The organism is Streptomyces sp. NPDC055287, assembly GCF_053646035.1.
Genome location: NZ_JBSHNE010000028.1, coordinates 24,354 through 40,200, shown reverse-complemented (window position 1 = coordinate 40,200; position 15,847 = coordinate 24,354). Strand labels below are relative to the sequence as shown.

Sequence of the window (15,847 nt, the reverse complement as noted above, 5' to 3'; positions counted from 1 at the left end):
TCATTAGGAGAGTCTGCGGTTGCAGATGAGGGTTGCCGCGATGGCAGTGAAGGCCAGGAAATGTTCCGGTTTTCGCTCGTATCGGCGGTGCAGTCTGCGGCAGCCGGCGAGCCAGGCGATGGACCGTTCGACGACCCAGCGGTGTCGGCCCAGGCGTGCTGAGTTCTCGATGCCGCGCCTGGCGATGCGTGGTGCGATACGGCGTGAGCGAAGCCATTGCCGCAGGTGAACGTAGTCGTATCCCTTGTCGGCATGCAGCTTGGCCGGTCGTCGGCGCCGAGGGCCGCGCCGGGATCGGATGGGTGGGATGCCGCGGAGGAGGGGTTCGAGCGCCTGGCTGTCGTGGGTGTTGGCGGCGGAGATGCCGATCGAAAGCGGAAGGCCGTTGCGGTCGACTATGAGGTGAATCTTGGACCCGCTCTTGCCACGGTCGGTCGGATTCGGTCCCGTCAGCTGCCCCCTTTGAGTGCGCGAACACTGACCGAGTCGATCGCGCACCGGCTCCAGTCCAGCTCGCCCCGAGCTCCGAGCTCGTCCAGGACCAGGCGGTAGAGCTTGGCCCAGACCCGGGCCTGCGACCACTCGGTGAACCGGCGAAAAGCCGTCACCCCGGACGGGCCGAAACCGGGCGGGAGTTGGTTCCACGTGCAGCCTGACGTGGCCACGAACACAATCGCGGCCAGGACCTCTCGATCACCATGCCGTCGGCGCCCACCACCCTGCGGCCTCACCGGGGCCGGCGGCACCACCCGCTGAAACAACTCCCAGAGCCCATCCGGGACCAGACGCTCCACAAGCTTCGTCGTCACCTCATCAGCATGTCGCAAGATCACGCCAAACGAAATGACTTCTAAGGGCACCCGCGACGGCCGGCGGCCCGCTGCCTCGCCGCCTTGCAAGCTGTCCTAGGCGAAGACCACCGTGCGGCGGCCGTTGAGCAGTACGCGGTACTCGCTGTGCCACTTCACGGCCCGAGCCAGCGCCTGACACTCCACGTCGCGCCCGATCGCCACCAGCTGCTCCGGCGTCACGTCGTGGCCCACCCGTTCGACCTCCTGCTCGATGATCGGGCCCTCGTCGAGGTCGGCCGTCACATAGTGCGCCGTCGCCCCAATGAGCTTCACACCGCGCGTGTGCGCCTGGTGGTACGGCTTCGCGCCCTTGAAGCTCGGCAGGAAGGAGTGGTGGATGTTGATGATCCGGCCGCTCAGCTGCTTGCACAGGTCGTCCGAGAGGACCTGCATGTAGCGGGCGAGCACGACCAGCTCGACGTTCTCGGAGCGTACGAGTTCGAGGAGCTGCGCCTCCGCCTCGGCCTTGTTCTCCCGCGTCACCGGAATGTGGTGGAAGGGAATGTCGTACGAGCCGACCAGCTCGGCGAAGTCCGTGTGGTTCGAGACGACCGCGGCGATCTCCACCGGCAGAGCGCCGATCCGCGCCCGGAAGAGCAGGTCGTTCAGGCAGTGCCCGAACTTGCTGACCATCAGCACGATCCGCATCCGCTGCTCCGGGCGGTGGATCTGCCAGTCCATCCGGAACGAGTCACCGATCGCGGCGAAGCTCGCCCGCAGCTTCTCCACGGTCACGGGAGCGTCCGCCGTGAAGTGGACCCGCATGAAGAACAGACCCGTGTCGTGGTCGCCGAACTGCTGGCTGTCCTCGATGTTGCAGCCGGTCATGAACAGATAGCTCGACACGGCGTGCACAATGCCCTTTTTGTCCGGGCAGGAAAGAGTGAGGACGTACTGGTCCGGGGAGGACCGGTCGGACGAGGAGGCGGGCTGCGGGACGCTCATACCCCGAGGATTTCATATTCGGCGCGGTCAGGCGGACCTGGTCAGAATGCGGATCACCTCGAGCGTGCGCGGCGCGGTGTCCGGGTCCTCACCGTCGTTCGCCGCCAGCCGTACGTGCGCCTCGCGCGCCGCCCGCACCGCTTCCGGCCAGGCGTGGTGTTCGAGGTACGCCGACACGGGGGCGTCCGCACCCACCTGATGCATGATCTTCAGAACGCGCAGGACGGCGACGTCGACGAGCGACGCCTCCTGGGAGTCCCGAAAAATCGTTCCGACGTATTTCTCGGCCGACCAGTTGTCCAGCCAGGTGTCCTCCACCAGCCGGTACACGGCGTCTGTCACGTCTCCGTAGCCCTCGAGGCCCGCAAGCCAGCACTCCTGCTGGAAGACGGGATCGGAGAGCATGTGCAGCGCCGATCGCACGTTCGTGCGCCAGCGCCACCACGGCATGTCATTGAGCGGCATGCCGCCCATGGTGGGGGAGCGACGGCCGCGACGGGAAGAGTTCACCGAACCTTGCACGGTTGCAGATCGTACGTTCCCCCACAGCACGGGCGTACGGCCCCCCGTAATTCACCTCGATGTCACCGCGCGTTGAGACATGCTCACTCCACCGTTACCCATGGGGCGGAAACGTGCATGCACATGACCGGACGGCGAAGCCCTCTCTCCACCCGCCCACTCCTCTCAAGGACCGCGGCCTTATTCGCCGCGGCCACGGCGACGGCGGTCGGGGCGTCGCTGCTGACCGGCTGCGGAATGCTCCCTGGAGCCTCGGGGGGATCCAGGGAGCCCGTAACCGTCATGACGTGGGCCCCGGAAGGTACCTCGGCCACGAACATGCCGGGAATGCCCGCCATGGCCCAGGCCTACGCCCGCTGGGCCAACGAGAACGGCGGCCTCGCGGGCCACGAACTCAAGGTCATCACCTGCAACGAGCGCAACAGCACCGTCGGCGCGGCCAAGTGCGCCAAGCAGGCCGTACGGCAGGACGCCGTCGCGGTCGTCGGCTCGTACAGCCAGCACGGCCGGGCCTTCATGGCGCCGCTGGAGGTCGCCGGCATCCCGTTCCTCGGCGGGTACGGCGCGTCCGACGAAGAGTTCACCAGCCCGCTCTCGTACCCGGTGAACGGCGGCCAGACGGCCCTCCTCGCCGGCAATGGCAGACAGCTCTCCAGCGACTGCGACCGCGTGTCCCTGGTACGCCCCGACACGGTCGCCGGTGACGACCTGCCGACGCTCCTCGGTTCGGGCCTCGCGGAGGGCGACCGCAAGACGCCCACGGACATCCGGGCCGCGGAGGACGCGAACGACTACACCAAGCAGGCCCGCCAGGCGCTCACCAGTGCGGGCGCTTTCGACGCGTACGGGACCGGAAGGGGCTGCGTCACGGCGGTGCTCGGCGACCGTACGGAGACCTTCTTCGACTCGTTCCGGAGACTGGAGGCCGAGGCCCCCCGGGACGTCGGCGTCGCGTCGGTCCTCGGCAGCGTCGGACAGCCGCTCGTCGACCGTACGGGCGGCAAGGAGGGCCCCTTCGAGGGGGCGTACGTCACGGGCTGGTACCCGGTGGCGAGCGACGCACGCTGGAACCCGATGCGCGAGGTGATCCGGGAACACGCCTTCGCGGACACCCGGATCGACCCGGCCGATCCCGGGGTGCAGACCACGTGGATCGCGTACACGGTCCTCAAGGCGGTTCTCGAGGCGCTCGCGGAGGGCGGCGGGGACGGCGACAAGGGCAGCGTTTCGGCGTCCGACGTCGCCGGGTCGCTCAACCGTCTGCAGGGAGTCGAGACGGGCGGCCTCACACCGACCCTCAGCTGGCGTCTTGAGCACATGCTGGCGACGCGGGACTTCCCGCGCATCGTCAACCGGGAAGTGACGTTCCAAGTGGTGCGGCGGGGACGGCTGGTCGCCGTCAAGGAGGGCTTCGTAAACGTGGGGGACACGCTGGTACGGGCACCATCCGCGGGGTGATCCGGCGCGAAAGGTGAGGGGGAGGGCGCCGACTCGGCACCCGCCCCCTGCCCGCACCGTCAGAGCTGCGTGGCGTCGCGCTCCGTCAGGCCGTACCGCTTGGCGATGTCGTTCCACATGCCGACGGCTTCCTTCTTCGCCTGCGAAGCCTTGCCGCTCTCGCGGTTGCCCGCCTGCTGCTGCGGCGTCGGCCGGGCCTGGCCCTTCTTGCAGCCCTTCTTGGCCCCGACCTGATCGGCCCAGGCGGCGTAGTGGTTGTCGGCCGCCGCCGACGCCTGCCACGCGGTGGTGAGGGAGGCCGACAGCTCTGTGTGCTTCGGCAGCTTGTCGACGGCCAGGCCCTTGAGGCGGGTGACCAGTTCGTTGCGCTGCTTGGCGGCGGCCCGCAGATCGCTCGCCGCCTTCGGCAGGTTCTTGCAGCTCCCGATCGACTGGACCGCGCTGATCACGGAGGCGCGGCTGTCGTTGCTGTCGGCGAGCAGCGCGTCGAGCGACTCGGCCTGCGGCTTGGCCGGGTCCGCGGCGGCCTGCGGCGACGCGTCGCCTCCCGTGGAACTCTGCGCGGCGACCGGCTTCTTGTCCTCGGGCTTCTCGTCGCCCCCGCTGAGCAGCGCGCCGGCACCGAGGCCGAGTACGGAGCAGCCGACGACGACGGCGGCGATCAGCACCAGGGGCGAATTGCGCCGGCGCTGATCGGCCCCCGTCGAAGCCGTGGGCGTCGTGGGAGCGTGCGGCCCTGCCTGCGCGGTGTTGCGGCGCGCGGCGCGGCCCTGGGGAGCGGCTCCGAACGGCGGCTGCTGGTACGGCGGCTGCTGCTGGTGCGGGAGCTGCGCGTTGACGGGCGGCATCTGCTGCGTGGAGTCCGCCGGCGACGGGCCGGCGTCGGCCCGGAAGAGGTTGTCGAACTCGGCGGGCGGCTGCCGGTCTTCGGGTGCGCCGGGGCGGATGCCGAACGGGGCGCCGGAGGGCGCCTCGGGCGCGCCCTGCGCGTTCGGGACGGGCGGGAGGTACTGCGTGGCGTCCGCGTCGCCTGCGGGAGCGGCAGCAGGCGCGTTCTGGTGCCTGCCGAGGAACTGCGTGGACTCCGCCGGGTTCTCGGGAGGCAGGGCGCCGGGCCCGGCCGGCGGCACGTACGGGATGTACTGGGTCGCGTCCGCTTCGGCGGCGCCCTGGCCTCCGGCGGGGGCTTCCGCGGGCAGCGGCTGCGGCTGCGCCTTCGGGGCGCCGTACTGCTGCGGCGGCGGGAGCGGGGCGGCGGGCTGCTGCTGCGCCTGCGCCTGAGGGGGCTGCGGCTGCTGCTGGCCGTACTGCTGCCCGCCGGGCTGCTGGGGCGCGGGCTGGGAGCCGTACTGCTGGGGCTGCTGCGGCTGGGGCTGGGGTTGCTGCTGCCCGGGCTGCGCGCCGTACTGGTGCGGCTGCTGGGGCTGCTGCGCACCGTACTGCTGCTGCGCCCCCTGCTGCTGCGGCGCCGGCAGGGCCCCGGGCGGCTGCTGCTGCGGCAGCGGCGCACCCGGCTGCGGGGCGCCGTACTGAGGCTGCTGGTACTGCTGCTGCGGTTGCTGTTGCTGTGCCGGCTGCTGGGCGCCGTACTGCTGCGTCCCGTACTGCGGCTGCTGCGGCTGCTGCGGCCCGCCGTACTGCGGCGGCTGAGCGGCGGCGGCCTGCTGCGGCCCCCACGGCTGACCCCACGGCTGTCCACCCGCCGGAGCCACCTGCTCCTCGGGCGCCCCGGGTATCCAGGGACCGCTGCCGTCCGCGGGCAGCACGACACCTTCGTGCGCGGGCGGCCGCGCGGCGGGAAGCCGCGACTCGTCACCCTGTCCGCTCTGCGTCACCGGGACTCCTACGTGTGGACGTATGTGTGGACCTACGGAACCGTCGGTTCACGCTACCGGGTGACGACACGCCTCTGCCACGCGCCCACGTTCCCCACACATACCGCCGGAGTCCCGACAGCAGCCCTGCGCCAAGATGCGCCCTCAATGCACCGGTATGGGCCGACGCCACGGTCGGCCCGGCGCCCCGTCCCTTACGCCGCCTGCAGCTCCAGCCGCGCCCCGAATTCCCGCACGGCGGGTTCGTCACGGTACGGCGCGAGGCGCTGCTGGAAGTCCTCCAAGTACTCCGCTCCCCGGTTCGACCGCAAGGTCCCCAGCAGCTCCACCGCGCGCGTGCCCGTGGCGCAGGCCTGCTCGATCTCGCGCTGCTGGACCTGCCCCGTGGCCAGCAGGACGAGGCCGATCGCCCGCCGTCGGGCCCGCGTGGCCGGGTGGCCGTCCAGGGCGTCCTGGGCGCGCCGGGCCGCCGCCTGCCCCTGTCCGAGGTCGCGGTGGCAGTGGGCGAGCTCGTCGGAGAGGTACGCGTGATCGAAGTGCGCGATCCATACGGGATCGTCGCCCGAGTCCTCCTCGGTACGCTCCAGCGCGCCCAGCGCCTTGCCCGCCATCTGGTTGCACGCGCGCGCGTCGCCCATCAGCGCGTGCCCGCGCGCCTCCGCCGCGCAGAACATCGCCTCCGCGCGGGGCGTCACCTGCCCCCGCGCCCCCTCCTGCGCGGCCCGCGCCAGCTGCGCGATCTCGCGGGGGTTGCCGAGCTGGGCGGCGAGGTGGCTCATGGACGCGGCCAGTACGTATCCGCCGTACGCGCGGTCCCCCGCCGCCTGGGCGAGCCGCAGCGCCTGGATGTAATAGCGCTGCGCGAGCCCAGGCTGGCCCGTGTCGACGGCCATGTAGCCGGCCAGTTCGGTCAGCCGCGCCACGGCCGCGAAGAGGTCCCGGCCCACCGATTCGCGGTACGAACCGGACAGCAGCCCCGACACGACGCTGTTGAGGTAGTGGACGACGATCGGCCTGACGTGCCCGCTGCCGTAGCGGTGGTCCAGTTCCACGAGGGCGTCCGTGGTCGCCCGTACCGCCTCCACGTCCGACGCGCCGACCCGTCCGCCGCCCGCCGTCCTGGCGACCTGGGTGTCCGTGCCCGTGATCAGCCAGTCGCGGCTCGGCTCGACGAGCGCCGAAGCAGCGACGGTCGAACCCGACAGGAAGTCGCGGCGCCCCACGTCGCTGCGCCACAGCTCGCAGACCTGCTCGATCGCGCCGGGCACGGTGGGCGAGAACTGCAGGCCGATACCGGAGGCCAGGTTCTTGCCGTTGGCCATGCCGATCTCGTCGATCGTCACCGTGCGGCCGAGTTTGCGCCCGATCGCTTCCGCGATGATGCCGGGGGCCCGCCCGCGCGGCTGCTGTCCGCGCAGCCAGCGGGCCACCGATGTCTTGTCGTACCGCAGGTCGAGACCGTGTTCGGCGCCGCACATGTTGACGCGGCGCGCGAGCCCGGCGTTGGAGCACCCGGCTTCCTGAATGAGCGCCTGCAACCGTTCGTTCGGCTGGCGGGCGACGAGAGGCCTGGCTGCCATTGACTACCCCCTGGTGCCGCATTGGTCCGTGATTCGTGGTCCGTACGTCGTGAACTGATCACGCCGGTCACGCTGATCACTGCCCGGCAGATATGCAGAGAATGCGGAACATGACGGAAGAGACGGTATTGACGGTCTTTTGACTGTCATTCCCGGGCTTCCACACCTGTGGCTACCCCCTCGCCGCTGCCCAGCCCCATGCGCGCCCCCGCCCATGCACCGATGCGCCCCGCGTGCAGGATCGATGTTCCTCCGCAAGCCGATCGCACGCCCGTAACCCAAGGTGACGGCGGGAGTTGAGTTCATCGTGGAAGAGACCATCGGAGTCACGGATGCCGCCCAGATCCCCAAGCAGCGCGGCGATCAACTGCTGGACTGCGCCGTGCGGTACGCGGAAGAACGGCACTGGGACGTGTTCCCGGGCACCTGGCTGGAGGCGGACGAGGGCGTCGAGCGCTGCTCGTGCGGCGTCCCCTCCTGCGCCCTGCCCGGTGCGCACCCCGCCACCGCGGACTGGGCGTCGCAGGCGACGGGCAGCGCCACCGCCGCGCGCCGCATGTGGGCGAAACAGCCGAGGGCCTCGATCCTGTTGCCGACCGGCCGCTCCTTCGACGCCATCGACGTTCCCGAGTCGGCCGGCTTCCTGGCGCTGGCACGGATGGAGCGCATGGAACTGACGCTCGGCCCGGTGACCTGCACCCCCGACCGCCGGATGCTCTTCTTCGTCCTGCCGGGCGCGGGCGCGAAGGTGCCCGATCTCGTACGCAAGTTGGGCTGGACGCCGACCGCGATCGACCTGGTCACGCGGGGCGAGGGCGAATACGTCGCGGCGCCGCCGACGCGGCTCGGCGGAATGGGCGCGGTGCAGTGGGCGCGCCGCCCCACTCCGGCCAACCGGTGGCTGCCCGACGTGGAGGAACTGATCAGTCCCCTGGCCTACTCCTGCGGGCGAGAGGCAGCAGCGGCGCGCACACGCCGACCGTAGGGTGTTCCCCGAAGCGGGACGGGGACACCGGGAGGCTGTGCGACATGGCCGATGAGGCAGTGGGTTCACAAGAGGCGGGCGGAGCGCACAGTGCGCCGCCCGCCGCCGTACGTGCAGAGGGCCTGTGGAAGCGCTTCGGCGAGCAGATCGCCGTCGCGGGCATCGATCTGGAGCTGCCCGCAGGCAAGTTCATCGGCCTGGTCGGGCCGAACGGCGCGGGCAAGACCACCACCCTGTCGATGGTCACGGGGCTGCTGCGCCCGGACGCGGGAACGGTACTGGTCGGCGGGTACGACGTCTGGAAGGACCCGGTGGCGGTCAAGGCCAGGATCGGCGTACTGCCGGAGGGCCTGCGGCTCTTCGAGCGGCTGTCGGGGCGTGAACTCCTCGCGTACTCCGGGCGGCTGCGAGGGCTGCCCGGCGACGTGGTCGACCAGCGGGCCACGCAGCTTCTCGACGTACTGGACCTGGCAGGCGCCCAGCACAAGCTCGTCGTCGACTACTCGACCGGCATGCGCAAGAAGATCGGGCTCGCCGCCGCCCTGCTGCACAACCCGGAAGTGCTGTTCCTGGACGAGCCGTTCGAGGGCGTCGATCCCGTGTCTGCGCAGACGATCCGCGGCGTACTGGAGCGGTACACGCAGTCCGGTGCGACCGTCGTCTTCTCCAGCCATGTGATGGAGCTCGTCGAGTCGCTGTGCGACTGGGTCGCGGTGATGGCCGCGGGCCGTATCCGTGCGCAGGGGACGCTCGCGGAGGTACGCGGCGACGCGCCCACGCTCCAGAACGCCTTCCTCGAACTGGTCGGCGCCAACGACCGGGCCGGCGGGGAGAACCTGGACTGGCTGGGCGGCGGCGCCCGATGAGCGGGGGCGCCGCATCGCCCGTTCCCGGGAAGGGCGCCACGGCCGTTCCCGGGAACCGCACATCGTCCGTTCCTCGGAACAGCGCACCGGCCGTTCCCGGGATCACGTCCGTCTTCGTACGGCTCAAGCTGTCGCTGCTGCGCAACGGGCTGCGGCAGTCGTCCGGCCGCAGGACGGCGTACATCGTCTCCGGTGTGCTCGCGCTGCTGTTCGCGGCGCTTCAGCTGATCGGCCTCGTCGCGCTTCGCGGGAACGAGCACGCGACGACCGTGGTGGTGCTGCTGACGGCCCTTCTCGGGCTCGGCTGGACGTTCATGCCGCTGTTCTTCCCCAGCGGCGACGAGACGCTCGACCCGACCCGCCTGGTCATGCTGCCGCTGCGGCCCCGACCACTGATCCGGGCGCTGCTGGCGGCGTCGCTCGTCGGGATCGGGCCGCTGTTCACGTGCTGCCTGGCGCTGGGGTCGGTGATCTCCGTGGCGCACGGCGCGGCGGCTGCCGCCGTCGGTGTCCCCGCCGTCGCGCTGACCCTGCTGCTGTGCGTAGCGCTGGCGCGGGCCGTGGCCGCGGCGAACGTCCGGCTGCTGAGCAGCCGCAAGGGCCGCGATCTGGCCGTGCTGAGCGGCCTGGTGATCGCCGTCGGCATCCAGGTCGTCAACTTCGGCGCGCAGCGGCTCAGCAACGCGGGCGGTCTCTCGAAGCTGGACCCGGTCGCGGACGTGGTGAGCTGGGTGCCGCCCGCGTCGGCGATCGGCGCCGTGGACGCGATGAGTGACGGGGCGTACGGCCGTGGCGCGGCCCAGCTGCTGCTGGCCGTCGCCGCGTTGGTCGCGCTGCTGTGGTCGTGGGAGCGCAGTCTGGTGAAGCTGATGACGTCCCCGGACGGCTCGACGCTGCAGGTGGTGGAGCCGGCCCGCAAGGAGTCGTCACGCGGATTCGGCGGGCGGTTCCTGCCGGCCGGACGTACGGGCACGGTGATCGAGCGCAGTCTGCGATACGTGTGGCGGGACCCCAAGACCAAAGCCGCGTGGGTGACTTCACTGGTGATCGGGCTGATCGTGCCGGTGTTCAACGCCCTCCAGGGAACGGGCACGATCTACTTCGCGTGCTTCGCGGCCGGGATGCTTGGCATCCAGATGTACAACCAGTTCGGTCAGGACACCTCCGCCTTCTGGATGGTCGCCATGACGATCTCCAGCTCGCGGGACGCGTACGAGGAACTGCGGGCGAGGGCCCTGGCCCTGCTGGTGATCACCCTCCCGTACTCAGCGCTCGTCACTGTGATCACGGCCGGCCTGGTGGACGACTGGCGGGCCCTTCCCGAGGCGCTCGGCCTGTCGTTCGCGCTGCTCGGCGCGATGCTGGCGACAGGGGCGGTGGCGTCCGTGCGCTTCCCGTACTCGATCCCGCAGGGCAGCGCCCACAAGAACGTGGCGCCGGGACAGGCGGGCCTCGCCTGGATCTCGATCCTCGGCGGCATGGTCGCGGCGGCGCTGCTGTGCGCTCCGCTGATCACGCTGACGATCTGGCTCCATGTGGCGGACGCGACGGGCTGGTTGTGGCTGGTGCTGCCGCTGGGCGCGGCGTACGGCGGGCTGATCGCCTGGGCCGGTGTGCGCTGGTCGGCTCCCCAGGCGGCGGCGCGCCTTCCTGAGATCCTCACCGCGGTGAGCAAGGGCTGAACCCGGCGTAACGACCTTCGGCGGAGGGGCTCCAGATCGGCTGGGGCCCCTCCGGCGTTTGAGGAGCGGGTCAGGACTGGCTCAGGGGCGGGGCGACCGGCTCGTCGGCCGTTTCCTCGAGGAACGGCTCGATCGCGGCGCGCCAGCCTTCCGGCTGGTCGTAGTGCACGAGGTGGCCCGCGTCGACCACTTCGGCGTACCGCCCGCGTGGCAGCACCCGGACCATCTCCTGCGCCTCCGCCCGGCCCAGTTCGCCGTCGAGGCCGCGGACGACCAGGGCGGGGCACTGCACGAGCGCCAGCTCCTCCCAGTGGGCGTCGAACACCCACGTCTCGCGAGAGGTCAGCATCTGATGGCGGGAGAAGAGCGGGTGCCAGCCGTCGGCCCGTTCGGCCATGACCTCGGCGAAGAACTCGCCGCGGGCCGGGCTCGGGCGCTCCACCCACGGGTCGTCCTCACCGAACCACTTACGTACGTCGGCGAGGGTGGCGAACGGGACGGGCCAGGACTTGAACCAGTCGTCCCACTCGCGCTGGGACGCGGCTCCGAGCGCACTCGCCCGCATGTCGCAGATGACGACGGCCCGGACCAGGTCGGGGCGCTTGGCTGCGAGCTGCCAGGCCGTCAGAGCGCCCATGGAGTGGCCGATGAGGGTGACGGGCGCGAGGCCCAGTTGCTCGACCGCGGCCTCCGCGTCGGCGACGTACGCCTCGCGGGTGTACGGGCCGTCGGCCGGTTTGTCGCTGCGGCCGTGGCCGCGCTGGTCGATGGCGACCGCCCGGTAGCGCTCCGAGAGCCAGCGCGCGGTGCTCGCCCAGTGCGAGGCCCGGCCCATCAGGCCGTGGAGCAGTAAGACCCCCGGGGCGCGGTCCGTCTCGCCGCTTCCTTTGGGAGGATCGGCGAACTCCCAGGCCGCCAGGCGTACGCCGTCGGCTCCTGTCACGTCGATGCGCCGCACCATATGTCCTGGCACCCCCTTCGTCCCCCGGGTGGTCCGTCCATGAGTGGTCGAGTCCAGCCAGACTATCGAACCTGCATTCGAGAACACGGTTTCTGCGCGCAACACCCCTCGTTCGAGTGACCACGCTCAAGGATTGACTGCCGCCGCCGAGGGGAGATCTTCAGCGGGAGGCGGGCCGCTCGGGGAAGACGGTCCGCGGGGGCTGACCCTGGGAGCTCGGGGCTCCGGGTCAGCACAGGGGAGGACGGGCTCCGGCGCCTCAGGGCGCCGGAGCCATCCCCTTCACAACGAACAGAAAAAACCGGGCGATGCCAGCGCGACGGGCGCATCCCCTGCCCCCTCCCCGACGAACCGTCAGACCGGTCGGTGGCCCTCACGTCATGTGCCTCGGTCACAGCCTGGCACGCCATCCGTCCGGTCGCTGGGATTCCGGAGGATCGCCGGACCGGCCCCACCACCGCGGGGCCGGCGAACGCTGCCACCCGGGCGCCTGCGTCAGCGCTTGGCGACGAAAACGTGCGAGGCCACCTCGGCATTGAGCTCCGCGGCCTCGCCACTGCTGCCCACGAGTACCCCGCCGGGCGACTCCGTCACGCTCACGACGGAACCGGGCTGCACACCCGCGCGGCGCAGCGTGTACATCAGCTGGGCGTCCGTCTGGATCGGCTCCCCGATCCGCCGTACGACGACGGTCTTGCCCTCCGGTCCCGGCGCCAGGTCGTTCAGACTCACCATGTTGTCGTCCAGGAACGGGTCGGCCTCGGCCTTTTCGCCGAGCTCCTCCAGGCCGGGAATCGGGTTCCCGTACGGAGACTCCGTCGGGTGTCGCAGCAGCTCGAGGACGCGCCTCTCCACCGCCTCGCTCATCACGTGCTCCCAGCGACAGGCCTCCGCGTGCACCTGCTCCCACTCCAGGCCGATCACATCGACGAGCAGGCACTCGGCGAGCCGGTGCTTGCGCATCACGCGGGTGGCGAGCTTGCGGCCCTCTTCGGTCAGCTCCAGGTGACGGTCGCCCGCCACGGTCACCAGACCGTCCCGCTCCATGCGCGCCACGGTCTGGCTCACCGTCGGTCCGCTCTGGTCGAGCCGCTCGGCGATACGGGCGCGCATGGGGACCACGCCTTCTTCCTCGAGCTCGAGGATGGTGCGGAGATACATCTCCGTGGTGTCGATCAGTCCGGACATTCGTGCCCCTCGATTGCTCGTGCGCTGGCCCTGACCCAATTCTGACGCATAGCGCCGACAACCGTGCCGCGCCGACGGGAAGCCGTATTGACACGGCACTGGTCCAGACCGCAACGTGATCCGCGCCACCGTCGCACGACGTTCGCACGATGTACCGCTGGAAGGGGCTTTGCGCGATGAGCGAGAGCAAGCTGGCCGGTCAGTTCTTCGACGCCGCGATCGGGCTGCTGCACCGGGTCCGCGACGAGGAGGCCGGGAACATCGCGGCCGCCGCGGCCGCCATCGCCGACACGGTGGCCTCGGGCGGGCGGCTCTTCGCCTTCGGCGCGGGCCACTCCTCGCTCGCCGCCCAGGACGTCGTCTACCGGGCCGGCGGCCTCGCCCTGATGAACCTGCTCGCCGTTCCCGGAACCGTCGGCGTGGACGTCGTGCCGGCCCCCCTGGGCTCCGCCCTGGAGCGCGTCGACGGGCTCGCGGGAGCGGTGCTGGACAGCAGCCCCGCGAAACCGGGCGACGTACTGGTGATCATCTCGCTGTCGGGACGCAACGCCCTGCCGGTGGAGATGGCGATGAACGCGCGGGCGCTCGGCCTGAAGGTCATCGGCGTGACCTCGGTGGCGTATACGCGCGAGACGAAGTCCCGGCACGTCTCGGGCACCTATCTCAAGGACCACTGCGACATCGTCCTCGACAGCAAGATCGCGGCCGGCGACGCGGAGCTGACTGCGGAGGGCATCGAGGCGCCGTTCGCTCCCGCCTCGACGGTGATCACGAGCGCCCTGATGCAGGCCGTCATGGCAGGCGCGGCGGGCGAGCTGGCGGACCGCGGCATCGAACCGCCGCTGCTGCGCTCGGGCAACGTCGACGGCGGCCACGAGTGGAACGGCCGCGTGATGACGGAGTACCGCGACCGGATCTTCTACCGGCACTGATCCCGCACGCGCGGCCGTCCGTTCCCGAGTGCCGCTTCGTTTCGTGCCGTTCCCGGGAACGGACGATGCGCCTTCCCGGGAACGCACGGCGTGCGTTCCGTTCACGGGAACGGAACGCGCACGTTCCCGGGAACGGAGCGCCTACGTTCCCGGGAACACCACCCGTACCGTCAGCCCGCCTCCCGGGTTCGCCTCGGCTGTCGTTCGCGCGCCGTGGGCACGCGCGATGGACGCGACGATCGACAGGCCCAGTCCCGCCCCCTCGCCCGGCGCGTGATGGCGCTCCCGTGCGCGGCGGAACGGCTCGAAGAGGCGGGGCACCGTCCCCGGCGGCACGACGGGGCCCGTGTTGGAGACCTCCAGGCCGTCCGGGGACACCTGGACCCGCGCCCGGCCGCCGGGGTGGTTGTGGCGGATCGCGTTGGCGGCGAGGTTGTGGACGAGGTGACCCAGCAGAACCGCGTCTCCCCTTACCGTCAGCGGCTCCGCAGACGTCTCCACCGTGATGTCCCGGCGCCCGGCGTCTTCTGCCAGCCCCGCCGCCACCGTGCCGGCGATCGCATCCAGATCGGCCGGTTCGCGGCGCTGAAGCCCCTGGTCGGAGACCGCGAGGAGCAGCAGGCCCTCGATGAGCTGCTCGCTCTCCCCCGCCGTCTCGATCAGCTTCTCCCGGATACGGGCGACCTTCTCCGGCGACGGTTCGTCGGCCAGTCCGATCTCGGCGGCGGCCCGCTGCACGGCGAGGGACGTACGCAGTTCGTGGGCGGCGTTGGCGGCGAAGCGCTGCTGGGCCGAGACGAGCTGCTCTATCCGGTCGAGCATTCCGTCGAAGGTGTCGGCGAGTTCCTTCAGCTCACCCGGCGGCGCCTTCAGGGCGAGCCGTTCATGGAGGTTCTCACCCGACAGCCGGCGCGCCCGCGCGGTGATCACCCCGACCGGGCGCAACACCCTGCCCGCCATCCACCAGGCCAGGGCCACGGAGGAGGCCGAGAAAAGGGCGAGCGCCACGCCTGACACCGTCAGCAGGCTGTCCAGTGCGGCGTCCTCGGCGGCGTTGCTGATCCGCCGGGTCGCCGCGTACTCCGCCCGCACCCCCTGCCCGAGCTCGACCAGCGTGCCGGGTTCCGCCCGCCGCGCAGGGACCGCCGCCCGCCAGTCCGGGTCCGGAACGGCGAGGTCCGTGTACGGCACTGTCGTGGTGACCGCCGTACTGATGCTGGAGTGGAGCGTGTCCCGTACGAGGAGGTACACCAAGCCGATCAGCAGAACACCTGCCAGAACGAGCAGGCCGCCGTACAGCGCCGTCAGACGCCCGCGCTCGCTCGTCACGCGCGACCGCCGACCCGGTAGCCCGCGCCCGGGACCGTCTCGATCACCTGCGGCTCGCCCAGCTTGGCGCGCAGTTTGCTGAGGGTGACCCGGACCGCGTTGGTGCGGTAACTGGTGTCCTCCTCCCACACCTGCTCGATCAGGTCCTCGCCGCTGACCACCGCGCCGTCGGCGCGCATCAGCGTCTCCAGTACGGCGAATTCCTTGCGCGACAGCGCAAGGTAGCGTCCGTCCCTGCTGACCTGCCTGCGGGCGGTGTCCAGCACCAGTCCCGCACGTTCGAGAACGGGTGGCAGCGCGGGCCGGGCGCGCCGGCCGAGCGCCAGGACGCGGGCGAGGAGTTCGTCGTACGCGAACGGCTTCGTGAGGTAGTCGTCGGCGCCGAGACCGAGGCCGTCGACCCGGTCCCGTACCGTCCCGGAGGCCGTCAGCATCAGGATGCGGGTCAGCAGCCGCCGCCCGACAACCTCGCGGCACACGTCGTCACCGTGCAGACCCGGCAGATCGCGGTCGAGGACCAGCACGTCGTACTCGCCCAGCCCGAGCTTGCGCAGGGCCGTCCGACCGTCGGGCGCCACGTCCACCGCGATCGCGTCGCGGCGCAAGCCCTCGGCAATCATCTCGGCCAGGAATTCCTCGTCCTCCACCACCAGCACACGCATGCGCTCTGTGTACCTGAAGTGGACCTTTCGCCGATGTAAGCGTCTTCGCTG

At 71.0% G+C, this 15,847-nt stretch carries 14 protein-coding genes; 5 read left to right on the top strand and 9 right to left on the bottom strand.

Features of this window, described 5'->3' with window-relative positions:
* Positions 1-3: 3 nt before the first annotated feature.
* The 3 genes from ACWIHY_RS30300 to ACWIHY_RS30290 form a co-directional block, all read right to left on the bottom strand.
* A protein-coding gene (locus ACWIHY_RS30300) for an IS5 family transposase (RefSeq protein ID WP_454379205.1) occupies positions 4-794 on the bottom strand; the annotation gives its coding sequence in 2 pieces (ribosomal slippage) (positions 4-459 and positions 462-794; 789 coding nt in all).
* Between the two features lie 111 nt (positions 795-905).
* Positions 906-1,796: a formyltetrahydrofolate deformylase gene (purU, locus tag ACWIHY_RS30295; RefSeq protein WP_454379167.1), complete on the bottom strand. Its 891-nt coding sequence runs from the start codon at positions 1,794-1,796 to the stop codon at positions 906-908.
* Positions 1,797-1,823: 27 nt separating this feature from the next.
* Complete coding sequence (locus ACWIHY_RS30290; RefSeq protein WP_454379204.1) at positions 1,824-2,270, bottom strand: SCO4402 family protein; 447 nt, start codon at positions 2,268-2,270, stop codon at positions 1,824-1,826.
* Between the two features lie 171 nt (positions 2,271-2,441).
* Here ACWIHY_RS30290 and ACWIHY_RS30285 point away from each other — a divergent pair, with 171 nt between their 5' ends.
* A complete protein-coding gene (locus tag ACWIHY_RS30285; RefSeq protein WP_454379203.1) occupies positions 2,442-3,776 on the top strand; it encodes an ABC transporter substrate-binding protein in 1,335 nt (444 codons plus the stop codon).
* A 59-nt stretch (positions 3,777-3,835) separates the two neighbouring features.
* On the opposite strand, the gene ACWIHY_RS30280 is transcribed toward ACWIHY_RS30285, so the two are convergent.
* Together ACWIHY_RS30280 and ACWIHY_RS30275 are read right to left on the bottom strand one after the other, a co-directional pair.
* Positions 3,836-5,611, bottom strand: coding sequence for a hypothetical protein (locus ACWIHY_RS30280; protein ID WP_454379166.1), 1,776 nt, complete (start codon positions 5,609-5,611; stop codon positions 3,836-3,838).
* A 194-nt stretch (positions 5,612-5,805) separates the two neighbouring features.
* Entirely contained in the window at positions 5,806-7,191 is a 1,386-nt protein-coding gene (locus ACWIHY_RS30275; protein WP_454379165.1) for a transcriptional regulator, read from the bottom strand.
* Positions 7,192-7,498: 307 nt separating this feature from the next.
* On the opposite strand from ACWIHY_RS30275, the gene ACWIHY_RS30270 reads away from it, so the two are divergent.
* From ACWIHY_RS30270 to ACWIHY_RS30260, 3 genes are read left to right on the top strand one after another with little or no spacing between them, the layout of a single operon-like run.
* Entirely contained in the window at positions 7,499-8,176 is a 678-nt protein-coding gene (locus ACWIHY_RS30270) for a bifunctional DNA primase/polymerase (RefSeq protein ID WP_454379164.1), read from the top strand.
* 44 nt (positions 8,177-8,220) lie between these two features.
* On the top strand, positions 8,221-9,042 hold the full coding sequence (locus ACWIHY_RS30265) for an ABC transporter ATP-binding protein (RefSeq protein WP_454379163.1): 822 nt from the start codon (positions 8,221-8,223) through the stop codon (positions 9,040-9,042).
* Positions 9,039-10,724, top strand: coding sequence for a transporter (locus tag ACWIHY_RS30260; RefSeq protein WP_454379162.1), 1,686 nt, complete (start codon positions 9,039-9,041; stop codon positions 10,722-10,724). The genes ACWIHY_RS30265 and ACWIHY_RS30260 overlap by 4 nt, the downstream gene beginning before the upstream one ends.
* 70 nt (positions 10,725-10,794) lie before the next feature.
* On the opposite strand, the gene ACWIHY_RS30255 is transcribed toward ACWIHY_RS30260, so the two are convergent.
* Together ACWIHY_RS30255 and ACWIHY_RS30250 are read right to left on the bottom strand one after the other, a co-directional pair.
* Positions 10,795-11,685 (bottom strand): alpha/beta fold hydrolase, encoded by an 891-nt coding sequence (locus ACWIHY_RS30255; protein WP_454379161.1) that lies wholly within the window; start codon positions 11,683-11,685, stop codon positions 10,795-10,797.
* 495 nt (positions 11,686-12,180) lie between these two features.
* Positions 12,181-12,873, bottom strand: a complete 693-nt coding sequence (locus ACWIHY_RS30250) for a metal-dependent transcriptional regulator (RefSeq protein WP_454379160.1) — start codon at positions 12,871-12,873, stop codon at positions 12,181-12,183.
* Between the two features lie 176 nt (positions 12,874-13,049).
* Here ACWIHY_RS30250 and ACWIHY_RS30245 point away from each other — a divergent pair, with 176 nt between their 5' ends.
* A complete protein-coding gene (locus ACWIHY_RS30245; protein WP_454379159.1) occupies positions 13,050-13,805 on the top strand; it encodes an SIS domain-containing protein in 756 nt (251 codons plus the stop codon).
* A 141-nt stretch (positions 13,806-13,946) separates the two neighbouring features.
* Here ACWIHY_RS30245 and ACWIHY_RS30240 read toward each other — a convergent pair whose 3' ends face one another.
* On the bottom strand, positions 13,947-15,134 hold the full coding sequence (locus ACWIHY_RS30240) for a sensor histidine kinase (RefSeq protein ID WP_454379158.1): 1,188 nt from the start codon (positions 15,132-15,134) through the stop codon (positions 13,947-13,949).
* The gene (locus ACWIHY_RS30235; RefSeq protein WP_454379157.1) at positions 15,131-15,796 is read right to left on the bottom strand and encodes a response regulator transcription factor; all 666 of its coding nucleotides are present in this window, start codon (positions 15,794-15,796) and stop codon (positions 15,131-15,133) included. Before ACWIHY_RS30235 ends, ACWIHY_RS30240 begins: the two co-directional genes overlap by 4 nt.
* Between the last annotated feature and the right edge of the window lie 51 nt (positions 15,797-15,847).

Excerpts from the sequence above, each read along its gene's own strand:
- ACWIHY_RS30255 (WP_454379161.1), bottom strand. The coding sequence starts at position 11,685 with ATGGTGCGGCGCATCGACGTGACAGGAGCCGACGGCGTACGCCTGGCG.
- ACWIHY_RS30235 (WP_454379157.1), bottom strand. The coding sequence starts at position 15,796 with ATGCGTGTGCTGGTGGTGGAGGACGAGGAATTCCTGGCCGAGATGATT.
- ACWIHY_RS30265 (WP_454379163.1), top strand. The coding sequence starts at position 8,221 with ATGGCCGATGAGGCAGTGGGTTCACAAGAGGCGGGCGGAGCGCACAGT.
- purU (WP_454379167.1), bottom strand. The coding sequence starts at position 1,796 with ATGAGCGTCCCGCAGCCCGCCTCCTCGTCCGACCGGTCCTCCCCGGAC.
- ACWIHY_RS30260 (WP_454379162.1), top strand. The coding sequence starts at position 9,039 with ATGAGCGGGGGCGCCGCATCGCCCGTTCCCGGGAAGGGCGCCACGGCC.
- ACWIHY_RS30290 (WP_454379204.1), bottom strand. The coding sequence starts at position 2,270 with ATGGGCGGCATGCCGCTCAATGACATGCCGTGGTGGCGCTGGCGCACG.
- ACWIHY_RS30285 (WP_454379203.1), top strand. The coding sequence starts at position 2,442 with ATGACCGGACGGCGAAGCCCTCTCTCCACCCGCCCACTCCTCTCAAGG.
- ACWIHY_RS30250 (WP_454379160.1), bottom strand. The coding sequence starts at position 12,873 with ATGTCCGGACTGATCGACACCACGGAGATGTATCTCCGCACCATCCTC.
- ACWIHY_RS30245 (WP_454379159.1), top strand. The coding sequence starts at position 13,050 with ATGAGCGAGAGCAAGCTGGCCGGTCAGTTCTTCGACGCCGCGATCGGG.
- ACWIHY_RS30275 (WP_454379165.1), bottom strand. The coding sequence starts at position 7,191 with ATGGCAGCCAGGCCTCTCGTCGCCCGCCAGCCGAACGAACGGTTGCAG.